Source organism: Nocardioides rubriscoriae (assembly GCF_008087085.1).
Lineage (GTDB): Bacteria > Actinomycetota > Actinomycetes > Propionibacteriales > Nocardioidaceae > Nocardioides > Nocardioides rubriscoriae.
Map to the genome: position 1 here is coordinate 234,983 of NZ_VIYJ01000005.1, position 21,274 is coordinate 256,256.

Genomic DNA, 21,274 nt, shown 5'->3' on the forward strand with positions numbered 1-21,274 from the left:
CGGTCGATCAGCACGTGGGCCGGGGAACACCGCCGGGCGACATGCGCTTACCGTTCTCGTGATGAATGACACGCCGACCCCGCAGCAGGTACGCCGCGCGCTCGCGCGGGCCGAGCGCGGTGCTGCCCTCGACGTGGCGGAGGCGACCGTCCTGCTGGCCGCCACCGGCGACGACCTCGACCGGCTGACCGCCGCCGCGGCCCGGGTCCGCGACGCGGGCCTGGTCGCCGCGGGGCGTCCAGGCGTGGTGACCTACTCCCCCAAGGTCTTCATCCCGGTCACCAAGCTGTGTCGCGACCGCTGCCACTACTGCACCTTCGTCGAGACCCCGGGCCACGCCGCCCGCGAGGGCCGCGAGCCGTTCCTGTCGCCCGACGAGATCCTCGAGATCGCCTCGCAGGGCGCGGCGCTGGGCTGCCTCGAGGCCCTGTTCACCCTGGGCGACCGGCCCGAGGACCGCTGGCCCGAGGCCCGCGAGTGGCTCGACTCGCAGGGCTACGACTCCACGCTCGCCTACGTGCGGGCCATGGCGGTGCGGGTGCTCGAGGAGACCGGCCTGCTGCCCCACCTCAACCCCGGCGTCATGTCGTGGGAGGAGATGAACCGCCTCAAGCCGGTCAGCCCGTCGATGGGCATGATGCTCGAGACCACCTCGCGTCGGCTCCACGAGACCAGGGGCGAGGCCCACTTCGGCTCCCCCGACAAGGACCCCGCCGTGCGGCTGCGCGTCCTCGAGGACGCCGGGCGCCTGTCGATCCCCTTCACCACCGGGCTGCTGGTCGGCATCGGCGAGACGCTGGTCGAGCGGGCCGAGACGATCTTCGCCCTGCGCAAGGTCTCCACCCAGTTCGGCTCCGTGCAGGAGGTGATCGTCCAGAACTTCCGGGCCAAGCCCGACACCGCGATGCGCCACACCGACGACCTCGACCTCGACGACTTCCGCGCCGCGATCGCCGTGACCCGCCTGGTCCTCGGCCCCAAGGCGCGCCTGCAGGCCCCGCCCAACCTCGTCGACCTCGCCGAGTGCCGGGCGCTGCTCGGTGCCGGCGTCGACGACTGGGGCGGGGTCTCCCCACTCACCCCCGACCACGTCAACCCCGAGCGCCCCTGGCCCAGCCTCGAGCGGCTCCGGTCGATCACGGCCGAGTGCGGCTTCGACCTGCAGGCCCGGCTCACCGTGCACCCCGAGTACGTGCGCGCCGGCGAGCCGTGGCTCGACCCGCGCGTCTCGGGCCACGTCGCGGCCCTCGCCACCGACGAGGGCCTGGCCGTGCCCGGCGTACGACCGGTGGGCCGGCCGTGGCAGGAGCCCGACGGCGGGTTCGAGTCCGTCGGGCGCACCGACCTGCACGCGGCCATCGACGCCGACGGACCCGACGGGGGCCGCACCGACGACCGGCGCTCGGACTTCGACGACGTCTACGGCGACTGGGGCCAGGTCAAGGACGCCGCGGCCGGCACGTCCCTGCTCGACGGCGCGCCGTCGGTGCTCCACGCCGAGGGGCGCGACGCCCTGGCCGCCGCCGAGGCCGACCCGGGCCACCTGTCCGACGAGCACGCGCTGACCCTGATGACCGCCGAGGGGGCGCTGCTCGACCAGGTCACAGCCCTGGCCGACGCGCTGCGCCGCGAGGTCGTCGGCGACGACGTGACCTACGTCGTCAACCGCAACATCAACTTCACCAACGTCTGCTACGTCGGCTGCCGGTTCTGCGCGTTCGCCCAGCGGCGTACCGACGCCGACGCCTACACCCTGTCCCTCGACGAGGTCGCCGACCGGGCCGCGGAGGCCTGGGACCTCGGCGCCACCGAGGTCTGCATGCAGGGCGGGATCGACCCCGAGCTGCCCGCCGACGCCTACTTCGAGCTCGTCGGCGCGGTCAAGCAGCGCGTGCCCGACATGCACGTGCACGCCTTCTCGCCCATGGAGGTCGTCAACGGCACCGCCCGCACCGGGCTCTCGGTGGAGGACTTCCTCGTCAAGGCCCGCGAGGCCGGGCTCGGCTCGCTGCCCGGCACCGCCGCCGAGATCCTCGACGACGAGGTGCGGTGGGTCCTCACCAAGGGCAAGCTGCCGGCCCGCACGTGGATCGACATCGTGAGCACCGCTCACCGGGTCGGCATCCCCACGACCTCGACGATGATGTACGGCCACGTCGACAACCCGCGGCACTGGGTCGGCCACCTGCGGGTGCTGTCGCGGATCCAGGACGAGACCGGTGGCTTCACCGAGTTCGTGCCGTTGCCGTTCGTGCACACCAGCGCCCCCATCTACCTGGCCGGCGTCGCCCGCCCCGGCCCCACGCTGCGCGACAACCTCGCCGTGCACGCGATGGCGCGGATCCTGCTGCACGGTCGCATCGACAACATCCAGACCTCCTGGGTCAAGCTCGGCGTCGAGGGCACCCGCGCCATGCTGACCGCCGGCTGCAACGACGTCGGCGGCACGCTGATGGAGGAGACCATCTCCCGCATGGCCGGCAGCGAGCACGGCTCCGCCAAGACCGTCGCCGAGCTCGAGGCGATCGGCGCCGGGATCGGTCGCCCGGTGCGCGAGCGCACCACGCTCTACGGCGTCCCCGCCCCCCGCTGACCCGGACGCGCGGGGGTCCCCGGGCCGGCGCGCTCCATCCCCAGGTGTACGCCAGTGCGGGTGAAGCGACCCCCACCGCACCGCGGAAGGGTGGAAGTCGCCCGAGATCCGGGCCGGCCCCACCCCCACTACCGGGGCCACCAGCAGTCAGGAGCAACACCCATGGGCTTCCTTCTTTGGATCCTTGCCGTCATCCTCGTCGTCGTCGGCGTCGTCCAGCTCATCCAGGGGCAGATCCTCTTCGGGATCGTCCTGATCGTCGTCGGCCTGGCCATCGGCCCGGGCGGCTACAGCATCTTCAACAGCCGCAAGGGAAGCCGGGTCTGACCCCTGCCGGCGCCCCTCGAGGGGCGCCGGCACCCACGGCGTACGAGGGCACTCCCAGCGGGGGTGCCCTCGTGGCGTGTCCGGGGCCGGCCGCAGGCCGGGACCGGTCAGCGGCCGGGCTCGAGCACGACCTCGACCTCGAACCCCTCGGAGCTCTCGAGGTAGAGCGCCACGTGCTCCTCACCGCCGGCGTGCGGGTAGCGGTCGGCGTAGAGCTCGTGCCAGCCGTGGGCCGTCGACTCCGCACGCAGCCGATCGAGCAGGGCCCGCGCATCGACGGTCAGGGCCAGGTGGTTGACCCCGGGACGCAGCCGGTCGTGAGGCTCGTCGACCTGGTCGGGCGACCGCTCGAGGAAGAGGTAGGTGCCGTCAGGGTGGCACCACGACGACCCCGCCGCGTCGACCTCCCACTCGAGCTCGCCGAGCAACCAACCCCACTCGTCGGCCGCCACGGCCGCGTCGGACACCCACAGGTCGACATGGTGGATCGCTCGTCCCATGGCCCCACCCTAGGAAACCCCAGGGTCGACGACCTTCGGCCCTCGGCGCGGCCGCGGTCGGCTACTACGGTGGGGCCATGACCGAGTCCGAGAGCAGCGACGAGTACGGCACCTACAGCACCGACGACAGCGACCAGCTGACCGGTGAGGACACGCTGGGCGACGGTGGCGGTACCGACGTGGTCGACGAGCTCGACCGCGGCTACTCCCCGCCGGAGCGCTGGTCGGCGGCCGAGGGCTTCGGCAACACCCCCTACGAGGAGTCGATCGGCGAGAGCTTCGAGCAGCGCCTCGCGCAGGAGGAGGCCGAGCCCGACGTCGACCTGCCCGCCCCCGACGAGCAGTCCGAGTCGGCCGTCGACGACGGCCAGGTCGGCCGGGTGCGCGCCGGCCGGCTGGTCGCCCCCGACCATGGGTTCGGCGAGGACACCGAGAAGGACCTCATCGGCATCGACGTCGGCATCGATGGCGCGGCCGCCTCGGCCGAGGAGGCCGCCATGCACATCGTCGACGAGGACGACCACGTCTTCGACGAGGACGACGACCTCGACGACCTCGACGACCTCGACGACTGACGATCTCTCTCGCGGCCAGAACGAGAACACGTTCTACTTCCCTGCTCTAGGCTGCGTGCGTACGCTTCTCCATCGTCACCGCCTTCCAACCGGCCGACCACCTCGTTCCCCTGGCCCGCGCGGCCGACGAGCTCGGCTACCACGCGATCTCCGTGCCCGACCACGTCGTCGACCTGGAGGAGCTGAGCACGCCGTACCCCTACACGCCCGACGGCGCACGACGCTGGGACATCGAGGCCGAGTGGCCCGACCCCTGGGTGCTCATCGGGGCCCTGTCGGCGGTCACGACCCGGGTGCGCTTCTTCACCTCCGTCTACGTCGCCGCGCTGCGCAACCCGTTCCAGGTCGCCAAGTCCGTCGGTACGGCGGCCGTGCTGTCGGGCGGTCGCGTGTCGCTGGGCGTGGGCATCGGCTGGTGCCGTGACGAGTTCGACCTGCTCGGCGCCGACTTCAGCACCCGCGGGCGGCGTACCGACGAGGGTCTGGCGCTGATGAGGGCGCTGTGGGAACCCGGGTGGACCGAGTTCGAGGGCGAGTTCTACTCCGCGCCCCGCCTGCAGATGAACCCCTCGCCGCCGTCGCAGGTGCCGATCCTGGTCGGCGGCCTGTCGGAGGTCGCGTTCCGGCGCGCCGTGCGCCACGAGGGCTGGGTCGGCGACATCTACACCGTCGAGGAGGCCTGCGGGCACGCCGCCCGCCTGCGCGAGCTGCGCGCCGAGGCGGGTCGGGCCGACGAGCCGTTTGAGATCATCACCGCGCTCTCCGACGCGTTCCTGCCCGGACAGTTCGCGACCGCCCGCGACGCCGGCGTCACCGAGGTCTGGACGATGCCGTGGGCCTACTACAGCGGCGTCGACGCGACCCTGGAGCAGAAGCTCGACGGCATGCGGCGCTTCGCCGACGACGTGATGGCGCCGGCGCAGCGCTGACCGGCGCTAGGAGAACAGGTCGACGAGGACCCGCGGGGACGGGCGGCTGTGGGTCGTCTCGGGCAGCGGCAGGTCCGGGTACTGCGCCTGGAACTCGGCCTCGGTCAGGCTGACCGACTGCTTGTCCTGATCGTCCTTGGGCCCGCAGTTGCGGATGTCGTCGAGGGGGTCGACGGTCTTGTCGGCGCTGACGTAGACGACCAGGTCGCCGGGGTCGGGCGTGGGACCGCCGCTGAAGGCGTCGACGCAGAAGATGCGATCGTAGACCCCGTCGTTGCGGAGCACGAACAGGTCGGCCCCCTCCTCGCCGAAGACGACGTCGATGCCGTCGCCGGGGTAGATCACGTCGTCGCCGGCGTCACCGGTGGTGTTGATGCCGCCGCCCGTCGCCGGGAACCCGGTGCACCCGTTGTCCTCGGTCTTCGGCGTGGGTGACAGACCGAACCCCGGACACGAGTCGTCGCCAGGGCCGGCGTCGATGAAGTCGGCGCCCTCGTCCCCGTCGAGCTGGTCGGTTCCGTCGCCGCCGTAGACCCGGTCGTCGCCGGGGCCGCCCTGGACGTAGTCGTCACCGAGCTCGCCGTAGACCCGGTCGTTGCCGGTGGCGCCCTGAAGGGTGTCGGCGCCGTCGCCGCCGGTCACCAGGTCGTTGCCGCCGTCGCCGTTGAGGACCCGGTCGTCGCCGGCCTCGCCCTTGATGGTGTCGTTGCCGTCCTGGCCCTTGGCCTGGTCGTCGCCGGGACCACCCAGCACCTTGTCGACCCCGTCACCGGCCCCGAGCACGTCGTTGCCGCTCCCGCCCGACACGAGGTCGTCGCCAATGCCGGCGTCGGTGGTGTCGTTGCCGTCCTCGCCGTAGACCCGGTCGTTGCCCGCGGCCGCCTTGAGCGAGTCGTTGCCGGGGCCGCCGTAGAGCTGGTCGGTGCCGTCGCCCGACACGACCTTGTCGTTGCCGTCGCCGAGCAGGACGTAGTCGTCGCCGAGCCCGGCGTCGACGTCGTCGTCGCCCGTGCTCGCATCGACGCGGTCGTTGCCCAGCCCCAGGTCAAGCCGGTCGTTGCCGGGCCCGCCGTTGACGGAGTCGTTGCCGCCGGCAGCGTCCACGGTGTCGTTGCCGCCCAGCGCGGTGACCTTGTCGTTGCCGCCGCGTGCCGTGATCGTGTCGGCCTGGGCCGTGCCCTTGATCGTGTTGGCGCCGGCGGTGCCGTCGATGACCTTCGCCTGCGCGACGGCGGGGACGGCGAGCAGCACGGCGGCGAGAGCGGTGGCGGCGATGCGGGCGTTCACGACGTCCTCCTGGCGTTCGCGGCGGTGGTCGGCAGTGGGAGGTCGGGGTAGCGGCGCTCGAACTGCACGGGGGTCAGCGACACGCGCTTGCAGCGGCGCAGCTCGTCCCTGCGGTCGATGCCGCCGACGTAGACCACGGTGCCGCCGGCGGCGCTGAGACCGGGCTCCGACGCGGCGTCGCGGCACGACAGCCGGTCGTAGGAGCCGTCGCGCACGGCCACGATCAGGTCGTCGCCCTCCTCGCCGAAGACGTTGTCGACGCCGTCGCCGGGGTAGATGACGTCGTCGCCCGCGTCGCCGGTCACGTTGATCGACCCGCCACGGGCGGGGAAGCCACGGCAGGCGGACCGGTCGACTCCCGGGCCGAAGCCCGGGCAGGAGTCGTCGCCGGGACCGGCGTCGATGAAGTCGTCACCCTTGTCGCCGTCGACCTGGTCGCGGCCGGGCCCGCCGAAGACCCGGTCGTTGCCGGGACCACCCTGCGGGTGGTCGTTGCCGGGGCCGCCGTCGATGCGGTCGTTGTTCTCGGCGCCGGCGAGCTCGTCGTTGCCGTCGCCGCCGTCGATGCGGTCGTTGTCGGGCCCGCCGTTGAGCACCCGGTCGTTGCCGGGGCCGCCGACGACCACGTCGTCGCCCTTGCCCCCGGTGACCGCGTCGTCGCCCTCGCCGCCGTCGATCCGGTCGGCGCCGTCGAAGCCGCTGACGACGTCGTCGCCGTCGCCACCGTCGACCAGGTCGCGACCGGCACCGGCCTCGACCTTGTCGTCACCGCCGAGGGCGGCCACCCGGTCGTTGCCCGACAGCGCGCGGATCGTGTCGCCCCGCCCGGTGCCGTTGACGGTGTCGTTGCCCAGGGTGCCCCTGATCGAGGCGGCCCCCGCGACGGACGGGACGAGGAGCACCACGGCCAGGACCGCGGCCGACGTCAGGAGGCGGGGCGCGACGGGAGGACGGGTGTGGCCGGGGGGGAGCACGAGATCGACGCTACGCGAATCCGCGGTCTCCCGCGGGCGAACGTGTCACCCGCGCGGGGATGGTGGGCGCACCGCCGCTGCGCGAGGCTGGGACGACATGAGTTCCGAGGGCTACTTCCTGCTGGCGGGCGTGTGCCTCCTCGGAGCCGTCGCCCTGCCGACCCTGCTGCACCGCTTCGCCGTCTCCCCCGCGATGGTGCTGCTGCTGACCGGGGTCGTGCTCGGCTTCACGCCGCTGACCGACTCGCTGGTGGTCTACGTCCCCGACGCCGACGACCGACTGGTGGTCGAGCACGTCACCGAGATCACCGTGATCGTCGCGCTGATGGGCGTGGGCCTGGCGATCGACCGGCCCCTCGACCTCCTGCACCCGTCGACCTGGCGACGCTGGTCGGCCACGTGGCGCCTGCTGGGGGTCGCGCTGCCGGTCACGATCGGCCTCGTCGCGCTCCTCGGCTGGGCGGCCTTCGGCCTCGCACCCGCGACGGCGCTGCTGCTGGGCGCCGTGCTGTCCCCCACCGACCCGGTGCTCGCCTCCGACGTGCAGGTCGGCGGGCCGGGGTCGTCGATCGCCGACGACGCGCCCGACGAGGTGCCCTACGCCGAGGACTCCACCACGGTCGACGAGGCCGGCGAGGTGCGCTTCGCCCTCACCTCCGAGGCCGGGCTCAACGACGGGCTCGCCTTCCCGTTCGTCCACCTCGCGGTGCTCGTGGTCGCGGGCGGCTCGTTCTGGGCCGGGGCCGGGCAGTGGCTCGGCTGGTACGTCGTGGGCAAGGTCGTCATCGGCGTCGTCGTCGGGGTGGCCCTGGGCCGCGGCCTCGGTGCGGTCGCCTTCCGCAGCCGGTCGGCCTCGTTGCGCCTGGCCGAGCAGGGCGAGCCGCTGCTGGCCCTGGCAGCCCTGCTGACGGCGTACGGCCTGACCGAGGTCGCGCACGGCTACGGGTTCTTGTCGGTCTTCGCCTGCGCGATGGCGCTGCGTGCAGCCGAGCACCGCCACGACTACCACCGCGCGATGCACGACGTCGTGCAACGGCTCGAGCGGCTCCTCACGCTGGTCGTGCTGCTCCTGCTGGGCGTCGCCCTGGCCTCGGGGCTGCTCCAGGACCTCGACTGGCGCGGGGTCACCGTCGGGGTCGCCCTGGTCCTGGTGATCCGTCCGGTCGTGGCGTGGGCGGCGCTGGCCGTGCTCCCCCGCCGCAACCCGCTGGCCGGCGGGCTCGGCACCCGGGGCCGCCTCGCCGTGGCGTTCTTCGGCATCCGCGGGGTCGGCAGCCTCTACTACATGGCGTGGGCGACCCACGAGGCCGACTTCCCCGACGCCGGGTGGGTGTGGGCGACCGTCGGCTTCACCGTCGCCTTCTCGGTGATGGTGCACGGCATCGCGGCCACCCCGGTGATGCGCCGGCTCGAGGACGAGACCACGGCGGTCTGAGAACGGCCCGGCAGGCACGTCACAGCGGTACGTTGGCCCCCATGACGTCCTCCCGGGCCCCGCTACGACTGGCCATCGTGGACGACTACGCGGTCGTGGTCGCCGGCGTCTCGGCCTTCCTCGCCGCGGAGCGCATCGACGTCGTCGAGATCGGGGCGTCGGTGCCGGTCATCACCGACGTCGACGTCGTCCTCTACGACACCTTCGGCCAGGTCCAAGGCACCGGCGTCGACCTCGAGGACTTCGTGCGCGACAGCGGCGCCAAGGTCGTCGTCTACAGCTGGAACCTCGACCCCCGCCTGATCCACCAGGCCATCGCGGCGGGCGCCCGGGGCTACCTGTCCAAGGTGCTCACCGGCCCGCAGGTCGTCGACGCCCTCGAGCGGGTCATGCGCGGCGAGGTCGTGGTGCGTGCCGGTGACATGGAGACCAGCGCCGACGGCGAGGGCGACTGGCCTGGACGCGAGGCCGGGCTGACGCCTCGTGAGGCCGAGGTCATCGCCCTGGTCACCCAGGGCCTGACCAACCAGGAGATCGCCGACCGCGTCTACCTCGGCATCAACACCATCAAGACCTACATCCGCACCGCCTACCGCAAGATGGACGTCACCCGGCGCTCGCAGGCGGTGCTGTGGGGCATCGCCCACGGCTTCCAGCCCGACACGCTGCGCAGCATCGACCCGGCGCTGCTCGTCCGCCCGGCCACTCCTTCTCGTACGCCGGTCCCCTGACCCGACCTGCGTGCTCCTGGCGCTGCCCGGTGCCCGTCCGGGCGCGCTCAGCCCCGCCGCACCCGGACCGTGACCACCACGGCCTTGCGGCGCTGCTGCTGGTCGACGTAGACCGCCCTGACCCGGTGGGGCCCGGGCCGCAGGCCCTCGACCCGGAGCACGTTGCGCCCGCTGGCCGCCACCCGCGCCGTGCTCACGACCTGCCCACGAGACCGCAGCAGCACCCGGCCCCGCGGCCGGGTCCCGTCGCTCCTGGTGACGGTGGTGCGGACCCGGACCACCCCACCGGCAAGGTAGCTGCGCCGGACCGACCTGGCCCGCAAGGTGGTGCGCACGACCGCGGCCGGGGTCGCTCCGTAGTCGCCGCCACGCAGCAGCACCGCGGCGTAGGCCGTCTGGCCCAGGCGGTTGGGGTGGTACCACAACGAGGTGTTGGTGCCGTCGCCCGCCTGGTTGACCCACCGGTCGAGGTTGCCCACCGGTGTGGTGGCGTCCGGCTCGTGCCCGGCGAACGCCTCCGTGACGCCCCCGACGAAGACCATCTGACCGGGGTGCCCGACGTTGGCGTCGGCCGGGACGCTCGCGAGCGCGGCGGTGCCGTCGTCGATCAGCGAGCGCACCGCGTCGCCGGCGGCGTACGGCGGCACCCCGACGGCCGTGTAGCCGTTGTCGAGCTGGAGGTAGGGGTAGCCCAGCTGCACGATCCTGGCGTCGTCGCGCAGGCCGGCCGCGCGCAGGCCGGCGACGTCGTCGAGCAGCTGCTGCTTGATCTGCGGCAGCAGGGAGCGGGCGGTGTCGATGGTGCCCTGGCAGCCGGGACCGGACTTGAGGATGAAGCACTGGGTGACGATGTCGGTGAACCCGGCGTCGTTGCCGCCCATCGTGAAGAGCACCAGGTCGGTGCCCGCGGTGACGAACTGCGCCTGGGGCCGGAGCCGGCGGGTGCAGTCGTAGTCGATCGTGGCGTCGTCGACCGCGGTGGCGTGATAGGTCCAGAACTCCTCGCGCGGGAAGCGCCGGGTGTTGCAGAGGTCCTGCGCGGCGAGGTAGGCGTCGGCCTGGGCGAGCGTGGTCACGCCGTCCTTGTTGTCGGTCGAGCTGCTGGCGGTGTCCATCTCGCGCGGCGCGACGATGTCGACTGCCGTGCCCCCGCTGCAGGCGTGGTTGGCGAGATGGACGGTCCGGCCCTGGCTGCGCAGGGCGGCGGCGTACTTCTCGGCCCAGCCGACACGGCTGCGGTAGCAGTCGGCGGGGCCGTAGGTCTGCGGCTGGCCGGCGTCGTCGGTCGCGCCGTTGCCGGCCGAGTAGGAGTCGCCGAGCACCACGATGTCGAGCGGCGGCGCCGGGGCGGTCACGCGAGCCGGCGCGGTGGCGGGCGCGGTGGCGGGCGCGGCGACGGCCGTCGGCCCCGCCGGGGCCAGGAGCGCGGTGCCCGCGACCAGGGTGGCGACGAGCACCAGGACCGGTGTGTGACGCAGCGAGGCGACTCGCACGATGAACCCTCTCTGAGCAGTAGATGTCAGGAGGGTTAACGCGGCCTGTCGCAGGAGGCTACGGGCGGGTGCGGGCGAGACTCACTCCCACTCGATGGTGCCCGGCGGCTTGCTGGTGATGTCGATGGTGACCCGGTTGACCTCGGCGACCTCGTTGGTGATGCGGGTGGAGATGCGCTCCATGAGCTCGTAGGGCAGCCGGGCCCAGTCAGCGGTCATGGCGTCCTCGGAGGTCACCGGTCGCAGCACGACGGGGTGGCCGTAGGTGCGGCCGTCGCCCTGCACGCCGACCGAGCGGACGTCGGCCAGCAGCACGACCGGCATCTGCCAGATGTCGCGGTCGAGCCCGGCGCGGGTGAGCTCCTCGCGGGCGATGGCGTCGGCCTGGCGCAGCAGGTCGAGGCGCTCGCGGGTGACCTCGCCGATGATCCGGATGCCGAGCCCGGGGCCGGGGAACGGCTGGCGCCACACCATCGTCGACGGCAGGCCGAGCTGCTCGCCCACGGCGCGCACCTCGTCCTTGAACAGCGTGCGCAGCGGCTCGATGAGCTCGAAGTCGAGGTCGTCGGGCAGCCCGCCGACGTTGTGGTGGCTCTTGATGTTGGAGGCACCCGCTCCCCCACCGGACTCGACGACGTCGGGGTAGAGCGTGCCCTGCACGAGGTAGGCCGTCTCGGCGCCGGCGTCGAGGTCGCCGAAGACCCGCGCCTCGGCGGCCTCGAAGGTGCGGATGAACTCCCGCCCGATGATCTTGCGCTTCTCCTCGGGGTCGCGGACCCCGGCGAGCGCGTCGAGGAACTGGTCGGCGGCGTCGACGACCTCGAGGACGTCGAAGACCTCCTCGAAGTCGTGGCGCACCTGCTCGGTCTCGCCCTGGCGCATCATCCCGTGGTCGACGTAGACGCAGGTGAGCCGATCGCCGATCGCGCGCTGCACGATCGCCGCGGCCACGGCGGAGTCGACACCGCCCGAGAGCGCGCAGATGGCGCGCCCCTCGCCGACCTGGGCGCGGATGTGCTCGACCTGCTCCTCGACGATGTTGAGCATCGTCCAGGTCTGCCGGCAGCCGGCGATGTCGTGCAGGAAGTGCTCGAGGACGGCCTGGCCGTGCTCGGTGTGGAGGACCTCAGGGTGCCACTGGACCCCGGCCATCCGGCGCTCGAGCGACTCGAAGGCCGCCACCGGGGTGCCGGCGGTGGCGGCCAGCACCTCGAAGCCCGAGGGAGCAGCGACGACGCAGTCGCCGTGCGACATCCACACCGAGTGGGCCACGGGGACGTCGGCCAGCAGCGTGCCGGGCGTGGAGACGGTGACGGGGGTGCGGCCGTACTCGCGCGCACCGGTCGCGGCGACCTCGCCGCCCAGGCCCTGGGCCATCAGCTGGAAGCCGTAGCACATGCCGAACACGGGCACCCCGGCCTCGAAGATCGAGGCGTCGACGCCCGGCGCCCCCTCGGCGTACACCGAGGACGGGCCGCCGGACAGGATGATCGCCTTGGGGCGGCGGGCCAGCATCTCGGCGACCGGCACGTGGTGGGGCACGATCTCGGAGTAGACCCGCGCCTCGCGCACGCGGCGCGCGATCAGCTGGGCGTACTGGGCGCCGAAGTCGACCACCAGGACCAGGTCGTGCTCGGTGGTCGACGTGCCGGCCGACGTGGGATTCTCGGGCGCCGTCATGGCCGCACTGTATCGAGCGCCGGCGCCGCCTAGACTCGCGCCCGTGCCTGCACCCACCTTCCTCTGCATCGGCGTGCAGAAGGGCGGCACCACCTGGCTGGCCAGGGCCGTCGGTCAGCACCCCCAGGTGGCCACCGGCAGCCGCAAGGAGCTGCAGTTCTTCAACCACCGCGAGGCCTACGACCGGGGGCTGGAGTGGTACGAGGGTCAGTTCCGCGCCCGCCGCCGGACCCGGGCGATCGGGGAGTTCACCCCCAACTACTGGTGGACCGAGGGCACCACGACGGCCAACAACTACCTCGGCTCGGCCGGCCGCGTCGCCGAGGCCTACCCCGACCTGCAGCTCGTCGTGTGCCTGCGCCACCCCGTCGACCGGGCCGTCAGTGCCTACTTCCACCACATGAAGGCCGGGCGCTACCCGCCGTCGGTCGGGCTGCTCGAGGCGGTCGAGCGCTATCCCGACGTCCGCGAGTTCGGCGACTACGGCACTCAGCTCGGCGCCTGGCTCGAGCACTTCCCGCTCGAGCGGTTCCTGTTCCTCGTCTACGAGGACGACATCCGCCCCGACCACGCCAAGCTGCCGACGCTGCGCCGGGTCTTCGAGCACCTCGGGGTGCGCCCCGGCTTCGAGCCGGTCGACCTGGGCCTGGCCCGCAACGAACGGGGCTCCCACTTCGACCTGCGCCTCAAGCACGCCCCGCCCCGCACCCAGCGGGTGATGCGCGCGCTCCCCGCGCCCGTACGCCGCTGGTCACGGTGGGACATCGAGATCGCCGAGGCCGACCGGGCCACCCTGGCCGCGCACTACCGCCCCGAGATCGCCCGGCTCGAGGAGCTCCTCGGCCGGTCGATGCCCTGGGACCTCGGCGCGCCGCGTCCGTCACGCAGGTAACTGACTGTGCAAGGCACACCCAGGTCGGTAGAGCGCCCGGGGTGTACGACGAACAGTCAGTGACATGCGCTGCTCGGCCTCGGCGACGGCGGCGATCCAAAAAGCACTCAGCCCCGCCGGGGAGGGAGGGTGGCGGGGCTGTGCGCGTCCACGCGGATGTTGGACATCACACGGACTGTGAACCCGGCCCTTCGGGAGGGAGCATGTATCGCCGGGTTCGATGGCTTAACGAGCCGGGTGCGGGCGGGTTACGCCCGGTCCGAAAACTTTCTGCAAGAGTGCCCCACTGGTCTGGACCAGGACCTCAGGAGACGCTCACGATCGGCAGCCGCAGGGCACCGGACGCCGTCGGCGGGACCGCCGGGTGGCGCGGGGTGACCGGGGCTATCCGCTCGTAGTCGGCACCCAGGGCCGGGCGGGGGTCGGCCTCGCCCTTGTTGGGCCACAGCGCCATCGCCCGCTCGGCCTGGGCCGTGATCGTCAGCGAGGGGTTGACGCCGAGGTTGGCCGAGATGGCCGAGCCGTCGGCGACGTGGAGGCCGGGGTAGCCGAAGACCCGCTGGTAGGGGTCGACGACCCCGGTCTCGGGCGAGGTGCCGATGGCGCAGCCGCCGATGAAGTGGGCGGTCAGCGGCATGTTGAACGGCTCACCGATGTTGCCGCCGGGGATGCCGCCCAGGATGCCGGCGATGCGGCGTACGGCGTCGTTGGCGGCCGGGATCCAGGTCGGGTTGGGCGCACCGTGGCCCTGCTTGGAGGTCATCCGCCACCCGAGCGCGCCCTTCTTGCCGTAGGTCGTGATCGAGTTGTCGAGGCTCTGCATCACCAGCGCGATCACGGTGCGCTCCGACCAGTGCTTGAGGTCGTAGAAGTCCAGCAGGCTGCCCTTCTGCTTCCACATCTCCTTGGCCCACTTGCGCACGCGCGGCACGTCGCCGTCGCCGTCGGTGAGGACGGTCTGCAGCATCGCCATCGTGTTGAAGCCCTTGCCGTAGCGGCACGGCTCGATGTGGGTGTGCTCGTCGGGGTGGAAGCTGGAGGTGATCGCCACGCCGTAGGTGTAGTCGGTCGTGTCGCTCTTGGGCGCGATGGCGCCGAGGATCGACTCGGAGTTGGTGCGCGACAAGAAGCCGAGCCGGTCGGACAGACGCGGCAGGTGCCCCTCGTCCTTCATCCGGTGCAACAGCTTCTGGGTGCCGAGCGCGGCGGCCGCCATGACGACGTGCTCGGCGGTGATGACCCGGGTGTTCTTGCCGGTGGCGCGCTTGGCCTTGGTGTACTTGACCCGGACGTCGTAGCCGCCGCCCTCGCGCGGGTTGATGCGGGTGACCGTGGTCAGCGGGAGGACCTTCGCGCCGCGCTTCTCGGCGAGGTAGAGGTAGTTCTTGACCAGGGTGTTCTTGGCGTTGTGGCGACAGCCCGACATGCACTCGCCGCAGTTGAGGCAGGCGTTGCGCGCCGGGCCCTCGCCGCCGAAGAAGGGGTCCTCAACCTGCTCGCCCGGCGCGGCCTCGGGGCCGCCGAAGAACACGCCGACCGGGGTCGGGTGGAAGGTCTCGCCGACGCCCATGTCGGTCGCGACCTTCTCCATCACGTCGTCGGCGGGGGTGCGCACCGGGTTGTCGACCACGCCGAGCATCCGCTTGGCCTGGTCGTAGTAGGGCGCGAGCTCGTCCTTCCAGTCGGTGATGCCGGACCACTGCGGGTCCTTGTAGAACTGGTCGAGCGGCTCGTAGAGGGTGTTGGCGTAGACCAGCGAGCCGCCGCCCACGCCGGCACCGGCGACGATGAGGGTGTCGCGCAGCGCGTCGATGCGCTGGATGCCGTAGCACCCGAGCGCGGGCGCCCACAGGTAGCGCTTGAGGTCGAAGGTGCCGGAGGCGAAGTCCTTGTCCTCGAAGCGAGGGCCGGCCTCGACGACGCCGACCTTGTAGCCCTTCTCGGTCAGCCGCAGGGCGGCGACGGAGCCACCGAAGCCGGAGCCGATCACCAACACGTCGAAGTCGTAGTCCATGTCCCTGTCCTTGTCCCTGGTCACACCGGTGGTCGAGCTGGTCGAGCTGGTCGAGCTGGTCGAGCTGGTCGAGCTGGTCGAGCCCATCAGGCCCGTCCGAGCTTCTTCATGAGGCGGAGGTTGGCGGTCATCACCTTGGCGTAGGTCTCGTCGGACATGCCGAGCATCGGCGCGAACCGGACGAGCCGCTGCGTGGCGACCGACTGCGACTCCGTGTAGCGGTGGACGCCCTCCGCGCCCTGGCGGCGTCCCATGCCCGACTCGCGCATGCCGCCCATCGGGGAGTCGATGCTGGCGAACGTCGCCCCGAAGGCCTCGTTGATGTTGACGGTGCCGCACTTGATCTCGCGGGCGACCGAGCGGGCGCGGTGGCCGTCCTGGCTGTAGATCGACGCGTTGAGGCCGTACTCGCCGTCGTTGGCGCGGGCCACGGCGTCGGTCTCGTCGTGGAAGCGGTAGAGCGACACGACCGGGCCGAAGGTCTCGTGGCCGAAGCAGGTCATGTCGGGCGTGACGCCCTCGAGGATCGTCGGCTCGTAGTAGAAGGGCCCGAGATCGGGCCGCGCCCGGCCGCCGACGAGCACCCGGGCGCCCTTCGCGACGGCGTCGTCGACGTGGGCGACGACGGTGTCGAGCTGATCCTGGCTGATCAGGGAGCCCATGTCGTTGTCCCAGTCGAGGGTGGCCCCGAGGGTCATCGCCTGGGTCCGGGCGACGAACCGCTCGACGAACCGGTCGTAGACCTGGTCGGCGACGAACATCCGCTCGGTCGAGACGCAGAGCTGGCCCGCGTTGGAGAATGACGCGCGCACGGCGCCCTCGGCCGCCTTCTCGAGGTCGGCGTCACGCAGCACGAGCAGGGGGTTCTTGCCGCCGAGCTCGAGCGAGCAGCCGATCAGCCGCTCGGCGCACTGGGCGGCGATGATCTTGCCGGTGGCGGTCGAGCCGGTGAAGCAGACGTAGTCGGACCGCGAGATGATCGGGCCGCCGAGCTCGCGCCCGGGCCCGGCGACGACCTGCCAGAGGTCCTTCGGGAAGCCGGCCTCGTCGAGCAGGCGGGCGCCGAGCAGGGCGGTGAGCATCGTCTGCGCGTCGGGCTTGGTCACCACGGCGTTGCCGGCGAGCAGGGCGGGCAGCCCGTCGCACAGCGCCATCGTGAACGGGTAGTTCCACGGCGAGATGATGCCGACGACGCCCTTGGGCACGTGGTTGACCTCGACCCGGGTCAGGCCGGGCACCACGCCGAGCCGGCGCCTGGTGTCGAGGTGACGATGGGCGGTGCGCGCGTAGTAGCGGGCCGTGAGCGCGATGTGGAGGGCCTCGTCGAAGGCGTGCTTGCGGGCCTTGCCCGACTCGAGCACGACCAGGTCGATGATCTCGTCCTGCCGGTCGAGCACGAGGTCGTGCAGGCGCAGCAGCATCGCGGCCCGCTCGTCGAGCGGGGTGCGGGCCCACACGGCCTGGGCCCGTCGGGCCCGGGCGAAGGCGTCGGCGACGTCGTCGTCACCGGACTGCGGGACGTGCGCGAGCGGGGCGCCGTCGAGCGGGCTGTGCACGGCGACCGTGCGGCCGGTGGTGGCCACGAGCCGCGCGGTGAGGCCGGCGACGTAGTCGGGCTCGAGAGCGTAGGCCGCCGTCGGGTCGTGCTCGGGATCGGCCGGGCCCTGCGCCAACGGAGGTCCACCTGCGGGCGTCGGGTTCTGAGGGGCGACCATAAGTACCGAGAGTATGTGACCGGGGTCTCCACGGCTACCGATCGGTCACGATGTGGCGCTTTACACATCATGGTCGCGTGTCAACCGCGGGTGGGGTCGGCCTGGTCGGCTGCGGTCGGGGTCTCGAGACGGTCGCGGGCGACCACCTCGACCACCGCGGGGTGACGGTCGCGGGCGGTGCTAGGTGGCCGGCGCCTCGAGGTAGATCGACTTGAGCTCGGTGTACTGGCCCAGGCCCTCCGGTCCGAACTCGCGACCCAGCCCGGAGGCCTTGTAGCCGCCGAACGGCGCGGCGAAGTCCATCGTGTAGGTGTTGACGCCGTAGGTGCCGGTGCGCACGCGGCGGGCCACGTCGAGGCCGGCGGTCGGGTCGCCGGTCCAGACCGTGCCGGCCAGCCCGTAGTCGGAGTCGTTGGCGATCCGGACGGCGTCGTCGACGTCGTCGTAGGCGATCACCGACAGCACGGGGCCGAAGATCTCCTCCTGGGCGATGCGCATCCGGTTGTCGACGTCGGCGAAGACGGTGGGCCGGACGTACCAGCCGCGGTCGAGGCCGTCGGGCATGCCGTTGCCGCCGACGACCACGCGGGCGCCCTCCTCCTGGCCGATGGCGATGTACTTCTCCACGCGCTCCTGCTGGCGCTGGGCGACCATGGGCCCGATCTCGGTGGCGGGGTCCATCGGGTCGCCGACCTGCATCGTGCCGACCGCCTCGGCGAGGGCGTCGACCACGGCGTCGTAGTTGGCGCGGCTGGCCAGGATGCGGGTCTGGGCCACGCAGGCCTGCCCGGAGTTCATCAGGGCGGTGAACTTCAGGCCCTCGATCGCGGTGGTCAGGTCGGCGTCGTCGAGCACGATGGCGGCGGACTTGCCGCCCAGCTCGAGGCTGACCCGCTTGAGCTGGGTGCCGCAGACGGCGGCGATCCTGCGGCCGGCGTCGGTCGAGCCGGTGAACGCGACCTTGTCGACGCCCGGGTGGGCCACGAGGTGCTCGCCGACCTCGCGGCCACCGGCGACGATGTTGACCACGCCGGCCGGCACCCCGGCCTCGTGCAGCAGCTCGGCCATCAGGTAGCAGTCGAGCGGGGTCTCGGGCGCGGGCTTGACGACCACGGTGCAGCCGGCGAGCAGCGCCGGGACGACCTTGGACATGATCGTGAACTGCGGGACGTTCCACGGCGGGATGGCAGCGACGACGCCCACCGGCTCTCGGCGTACGAGGACCGGGGTGCCGAGGACGCCGGTCCGGGACTCCTCCCACGGGTAGTCGCGCGCGATCGTCAGGAACGCCTCGATCTGCATCCACGGCGCGGGCGACTGGGCCAGGTTGGAGAACGACGTCGGCGAGCCCATCTCGGTGGTGATGAGGTCGGCCATCTCGGCCAGTCGGCCGGCGTAGAGACCGGAGAAGGTCTGCACGACGTCGATCCGTTCCTGCGGCGTGAGCCGGGGCCATGGCCCGTGGTCGAAGGCGCGCCGGGCTGCGGCGACCGCGGCATCGATGTCGGCGGTGGTGCCCTCCGGCACGGTCGCGACCACCTCCTCGGTGTGGGGCGAGACGACCTGGAGGGTCTGGCCCGTGGCGGGGGCCGCCCAGCCGCCGTCGATGAAGAAGGTGTCGCGGTCGAGGGTCATGGTCGTCTCCGTCAGGGTCGGGTGGGCTGATGTGGTCTCGACGCTCGCTTCGCTCGCACCTCGACCACCGTCGTGGTCAGGGGGCGAGGGTGAACCAGTCGGCGAAGCCGGAGGGGTCGTGGCGGCCGAGCGCGCCGTGCTCGAACAGGCCCCAGCCCTCCTGGGCGTCGCCCCCTCCCTCACGGCACAGGGCACGGCCGACGTGGTCGATCACCCCGAACATGACGCGCCCGGCGACGTCGGGGGCGCTGACGTCGTAGGTGACGCGCTCGGTGAACCCGGCGCCCTTCCAGACGCCGTGGCTCCAGTCGGGGTCGCCGCCGTAGCCACCCCCGACGTGCAGGGGAACGGCGAGCCGCGACTCGACCTCGACGACCAGCGGCGTGCCGGTGGGCGTGGTGCACGTGAGGGTCGCGCCGGTCGGGACCCGGGTGCCCGAGGTGTAGCGCACGCTCACGTGCGGCCAGCCCAGCTGCTCGACGCGACCGTCCTTCCAGACCCGGTGGCAGTCGTTGAGCGAGCGGTAGCCGTCGGGCTCCTCCTGCACGATGAGGCACAGCATGAAGTCGTCGAAGCGCATCGGCACGTAGAGCCACCACATGCCCTCGAACTCCGGCGTGGCCGGCGCGCCCGCGGGTGGCGCCTCCCCCACCGGCCGGATGCCCCACGACCGGTCGCGGCTGCCGACCCAGCGGTCGGGGGTGACCTCGAGGTCGGTGCCGTCGACGCTGATCACGCCCTCCCAGGAGCCGACCTGGGCGAAGCGCTGGGCGTCGAGGGTGACCCGCGAGCCGGCCCGCATCACGTGCGGCACCTCCTGCAGCGCCGGGAAGGACCCCTGCCAGGTGAGGTCGGCCGCGATGCCCTCGGTCTCCTCGAGCACCATCCGCACCCGCTGCAGCGGCTCGAGCACCTCGAGCCGGTAGGGGCCGACGTGCTGGTTCATCCGGTCGTCGTCGATCGGGTCGCCGAGGTGGAGCGCCGTCTGCTCGTCGCCGCGACGCAGCAGGAAGAACGCGTCCTTGGTGCCGAGGTTGGGGTAGTAGCCGTGCCCGAAGATCGCGAAGACGTCGCCGGTGCGGTCGTGGGCGTTGAAGTAGGACCGGTCGTAGAAGTTGCGGTCCGACGAGGCCGCCCACGTGACCGGCAGCGGCGCCTGGTGGATCGGGTACTCGTCGAGGGCGCTCAGGCCGTGCGTGCTCGGCAGCCGGGAGGCCACGTCAGGCCCCCGCCCGCTCGAGGATCGACTCCATGAGCAGCTTGTGGTGCATCAGGGTCTCGATGTCGTCGGGGCGCTCGATCTCGCCGAAGTGGATCGAGCGGGCCCCGGTGCGCATGAAGACGATGCACCACTGCACGGCGTTGTAGAGGTGGAACCAGGTCAGGTCGCCCAGCGTGACGCCGGTGAGCTCCTCGTAGGTCGCGGTCACGTCGCCCTCGTAGAGGAAGTCGGGCATGCCCGGCATCCCCATCACGCCGGTGATGGACTCGAAGACCATGTGGGCGAAGACCATCCACGACACGTCGAGCTCGCGGGGGCCGATGGTGGCCATCTCCCAGTCGAGGACGGCGACCGGCGCGAAGTCGCGGTAGATCACGTTGCCGATCCGGCTGTCGCCCCAGCACAGCACCACGTCGCCGCTGCCGGCGGCCTCGGCCTCGGGCAGGTGGGCCTCGAGCCAGTCGAGCCCGCGCTCGGTCAGCGGCGAGCGGCCGATGTCGGCGACCGCGAAGTCGTACCAGGCCCGGGTGCGCGCGAGGTTGCGGGCGAGCGGGGTGTCGCCGGGCTGCTGCGGGTCGAGGCTCTGCTGGTTCAAGAAGGCGAAGGTCCGCTGGGCGTCGGGGATGGCGTGCAGATCGGCGACGACCTTGACCGTGGCGTCCTGGAGGCGGCGCTGCTCGGCGGGGGTGGCGTCGTGGAGCCAGTTGTCGCCGAAGTTGTAGGGCAGCACGTCCTGCGGGATGACGCCCTCGACGCGGTCCATCAGGAAGAACGGGGTGCCCAGCACCTCGCCCGTCGGCTCCATGAACCCCACCGTCGGCACCGGCACGTCGCTGAGCTCGGCGACCAGGCGCATGGCGTCGTACTGATCCTGCAGCGCGTAGGTCGGGAACACCGGGAAGTCCTGCGGCGCCGGGGCGACGCGGGCGACGTACGGGCGGGTGGCGCGGGAGCCGTCCTCGTCGGTCCAGGTGGCGTCGAGCACCAACGTCTCGGAGCTCATCCCGTTGGCGTCGATCCCCGAGAGCAGCGCGACCTCGGGCTCGGCCCCCGCCGGCAGCAGCGTCGCGAGCCAGTCGGCCAGCCGGCGCGGCACCGTCGTGGCGTCGCGGCTCGACCGCTGCATCTTGAGGTCGGCGGCGGGGGGTGTGGCGTGGGTCACCTTCGGAAGTCTCAGTGGAACACGTTCTAGTTGTCAATGAGCGCGGCCGGTGAGGACGCGTCGACCACGCCACCGCGCCGGTCCAGCCCAGCACCGCTTGAGGAATCGGG

17 protein-coding genes are annotated in these 21,274 nt (G+C 72.2%); 7 read left to right on the forward strand and 10 right to left on the reverse strand.

Annotated features, from left to right (window positions below; genetic code table 11):
* Positions 1 to 61 precede the first annotated feature (61 nt).
* Both FZC61_RS10735 and FZC61_RS23060 read left to right on the forward strand, forming a co-directional pair.
* Positions 62 to 2,593, forward strand: coding sequence for a bifunctional FO biosynthesis protein CofGH (locus FZC61_RS10735; protein WP_148614162.1), 2,532 nt, complete (start codon positions 62 to 64; stop codon positions 2,591 to 2,593).
* Between the two features lie 162 nt (positions 2,594 to 2,755).
* The gene (locus FZC61_RS23060; RefSeq protein ID WP_170286066.1) at positions 2,756 to 2,920 is read left to right on the forward strand and encodes a GPGG-motif small membrane protein; all 165 of its coding nucleotides are present in this window, start codon (positions 2,756 to 2,758) and stop codon (positions 2,918 to 2,920) included.
* 107 nt (positions 2,921 to 3,027) lie between these two features.
* On the opposite strand, the gene FZC61_RS10740 is transcribed toward FZC61_RS23060, so the two are convergent.
* A complete protein-coding gene (locus tag FZC61_RS10740; protein ID WP_148614163.1) occupies positions 3,028 to 3,420 on the reverse strand; it encodes a VOC family protein in 393 nt (130 codons plus the stop codon).
* Positions 3,421 to 3,497: 77 nt separating this feature from the next.
* Between FZC61_RS10740 and FZC61_RS10745 the strand changes: the two genes are divergently transcribed.
* Entirely contained in the window at positions 3,498 to 3,995 is a 498-nt protein-coding gene (locus tag FZC61_RS10745) for a DUF5709 domain-containing protein (protein ID WP_148614164.1), read from the forward strand.
* 71 nt (positions 3,996 to 4,066) lie between these two features.
* Positions 4,067 to 4,924, forward strand: coding sequence for a TIGR03619 family F420-dependent LLM class oxidoreductase (locus FZC61_RS10750; RefSeq protein WP_148614165.1), 858 nt, complete (start codon positions 4,067 to 4,069; stop codon positions 4,922 to 4,924).
* A gap of 6 nt (positions 4,925 to 4,930) precedes the next feature.
* Here the strand turns inward: FZC61_RS10750 and FZC61_RS10755 are convergent, their stop codons facing one another.
* Positions 4,931 to 6,211 (reverse strand): calcium-binding protein, encoded by a 1,281-nt coding sequence (locus FZC61_RS10755; RefSeq protein ID WP_170286067.1) that lies wholly within the window; start codon positions 6,209 to 6,211, stop codon positions 4,931 to 4,933.
* On the reverse strand, positions 6,208 to 7,185 hold the full coding sequence (locus tag FZC61_RS10760; RefSeq protein ID WP_148614167.1) for a calcium-binding protein: 978 nt from the start codon (positions 7,183 to 7,185) through the stop codon (positions 6,208 to 6,210). The genes FZC61_RS10755 and FZC61_RS10760 overlap by 4 nt, the downstream gene beginning before the upstream one ends.
* Before the next feature lie 97 nt (positions 7,186 to 7,282).
* Between FZC61_RS10760 and FZC61_RS10765 the strand changes: the two genes are divergently transcribed.
* The gene (locus FZC61_RS10765; RefSeq protein WP_148614168.1) at positions 7,283 to 8,620 is read left to right on the forward strand and encodes a cation:proton antiporter; all 1,338 of its coding nucleotides are present in this window, start codon (positions 7,283 to 7,285) and stop codon (positions 8,618 to 8,620) included.
* A 41-nt stretch (positions 8,621 to 8,661) separates the two neighbouring features.
* Positions 8,662 to 9,351, forward strand: coding sequence for a response regulator transcription factor (locus tag FZC61_RS10770; protein WP_148614169.1), 690 nt, complete (start codon positions 8,662 to 8,664; stop codon positions 9,349 to 9,351).
* 47 nt (positions 9,352 to 9,398) lie between these two features.
* Here the strand turns inward: FZC61_RS10770 and FZC61_RS10775 are convergent, their stop codons facing one another.
* Both FZC61_RS10775 and guaA read right to left on the reverse strand, forming a co-directional pair.
* A complete protein-coding gene (locus FZC61_RS10775) occupies positions 9,399 to 10,844 on the reverse strand; it encodes an SGNH/GDSL hydrolase family protein (RefSeq protein WP_148614170.1) in 1,446 nt (481 codons plus the stop codon).
* Positions 10,845 to 10,925: 81 nt separating this feature from the next.
* Entirely contained in the window at positions 10,926 to 12,524 is a 1,599-nt protein-coding gene (gene guaA, locus FZC61_RS10780; protein WP_148614171.1) for a glutamine-hydrolyzing GMP synthase, read from the reverse strand.
* Between the two features lie 43 nt (positions 12,525 to 12,567).
* On the opposite strand from guaA, the gene FZC61_RS10785 reads away from it, so the two are divergent.
* Positions 12,568 to 13,416 (forward strand): sulfotransferase family protein, encoded by an 849-nt coding sequence (locus FZC61_RS10785; protein WP_170286068.1) that lies wholly within the window; start codon positions 12,568 to 12,570, stop codon positions 13,414 to 13,416.
* Positions 13,417 to 13,720: 304 nt separating this feature from the next.
* Here FZC61_RS10785 and FZC61_RS10790 read toward each other — a convergent pair whose 3' ends face one another.
* From FZC61_RS10790 to FZC61_RS10810, 5 genes are all read right to left on the reverse strand, one after another.
* Positions 13,721 to 15,430 carry a GMC family oxidoreductase N-terminal domain-containing protein gene (locus FZC61_RS10790; RefSeq protein ID WP_148614173.1) on the reverse strand — a complete coding sequence of 570 codons (1,710 nt, stop codon included), beginning with the start codon at positions 15,428 to 15,430 and terminating at the stop codon, positions 13,721 to 13,723.
* 86 nt (positions 15,431 to 15,516) lie between these two features.
* Complete coding sequence (locus tag FZC61_RS10795; protein WP_148614174.1) at positions 15,517 to 17,145, reverse strand: succinic semialdehyde dehydrogenase; 1,629 nt, start codon at positions 17,143 to 17,145, stop codon at positions 15,517 to 15,519.
* Positions 17,146 to 17,325: 180 nt separating this feature from the next.
* The gene (locus FZC61_RS10800; RefSeq protein WP_148614175.1) at positions 17,326 to 18,780 is read right to left on the reverse strand and encodes an aldehyde dehydrogenase; all 1,455 of its coding nucleotides are present in this window, start codon (positions 18,778 to 18,780) and stop codon (positions 17,326 to 17,328) included.
* A gap of 76 nt (positions 18,781 to 18,856) precedes the next feature.
* Positions 18,857 to 19,999, reverse strand: coding sequence for an Rv3169 family protein (locus FZC61_RS10805; RefSeq protein ID WP_246142631.1), 1,143 nt, complete (start codon positions 19,997 to 19,999; stop codon positions 18,857 to 18,859).
* 1 nt (position 20,000) lies between these two features.
* Positions 20,001 to 21,164: a phosphotransferase family protein gene (locus FZC61_RS10810; protein WP_211357205.1), complete on the reverse strand. Its 1,164-nt coding sequence runs from the start codon at positions 21,162 to 21,164 to the stop codon at positions 20,001 to 20,003.
* Positions 21,165 to 21,274: the final 110 nt, after the last annotated feature.

Excerpts from the sequence above, each read along its gene's own strand:
- FZC61_RS10735 (WP_148614162.1), top strand. The coding sequence starts at position 62 with ATGAATGACACGCCGACCCCGCAGCAGGTACGCCGCGCGCTCGCGCGG.
- FZC61_RS23060 (WP_170286066.1), top strand. The coding sequence starts at position 2,756 with ATGGGCTTCCTTCTTTGGATCCTTGCCGTCATCCTCGTCGTCGTCGGC.
- FZC61_RS10740 (WP_148614163.1), bottom strand. The coding sequence starts at position 3,420 with ATGGGACGAGCGATCCACCATGTCGACCTGTGGGTGTCCGACGCGGCC.
- FZC61_RS10745 (WP_148614164.1), top strand. The coding sequence starts at position 3,498 with ATGACCGAGTCCGAGAGCAGCGACGAGTACGGCACCTACAGCACCGAC.
- FZC61_RS10765 (WP_148614168.1), top strand. The coding sequence starts at position 7,283 with ATGAGTTCCGAGGGCTACTTCCTGCTGGCGGGCGTGTGCCTCCTCGGA.
- FZC61_RS10770 (WP_148614169.1), top strand. The coding sequence starts at position 8,662 with ATGACGTCCTCCCGGGCCCCGCTACGACTGGCCATCGTGGACGACTAC.
- guaA (WP_148614171.1), bottom strand. The coding sequence starts at position 12,524 with ATGACGGCGCCCGAGAATCCCACGTCGGCCGGCACGTCGACCACCGAG.
- FZC61_RS10790 (WP_148614173.1), bottom strand. The coding sequence starts at position 15,430 with ATGGACTACGACTTCGACGTGTTGGTGATCGGCTCCGGCTTCGGTGGC.
- FZC61_RS10795 (WP_148614174.1), bottom strand. The coding sequence starts at position 17,145 with ATGGTCGCCCCTCAGAACCCGACGCCCGCAGGTGGACCTCCGTTGGCG.
- FZC61_RS10800 (WP_148614175.1), bottom strand. The coding sequence starts at position 18,780 with ATGACCCTCGACCGCGACACCTTCTTCATCGACGGCGGCTGGGCGGCC.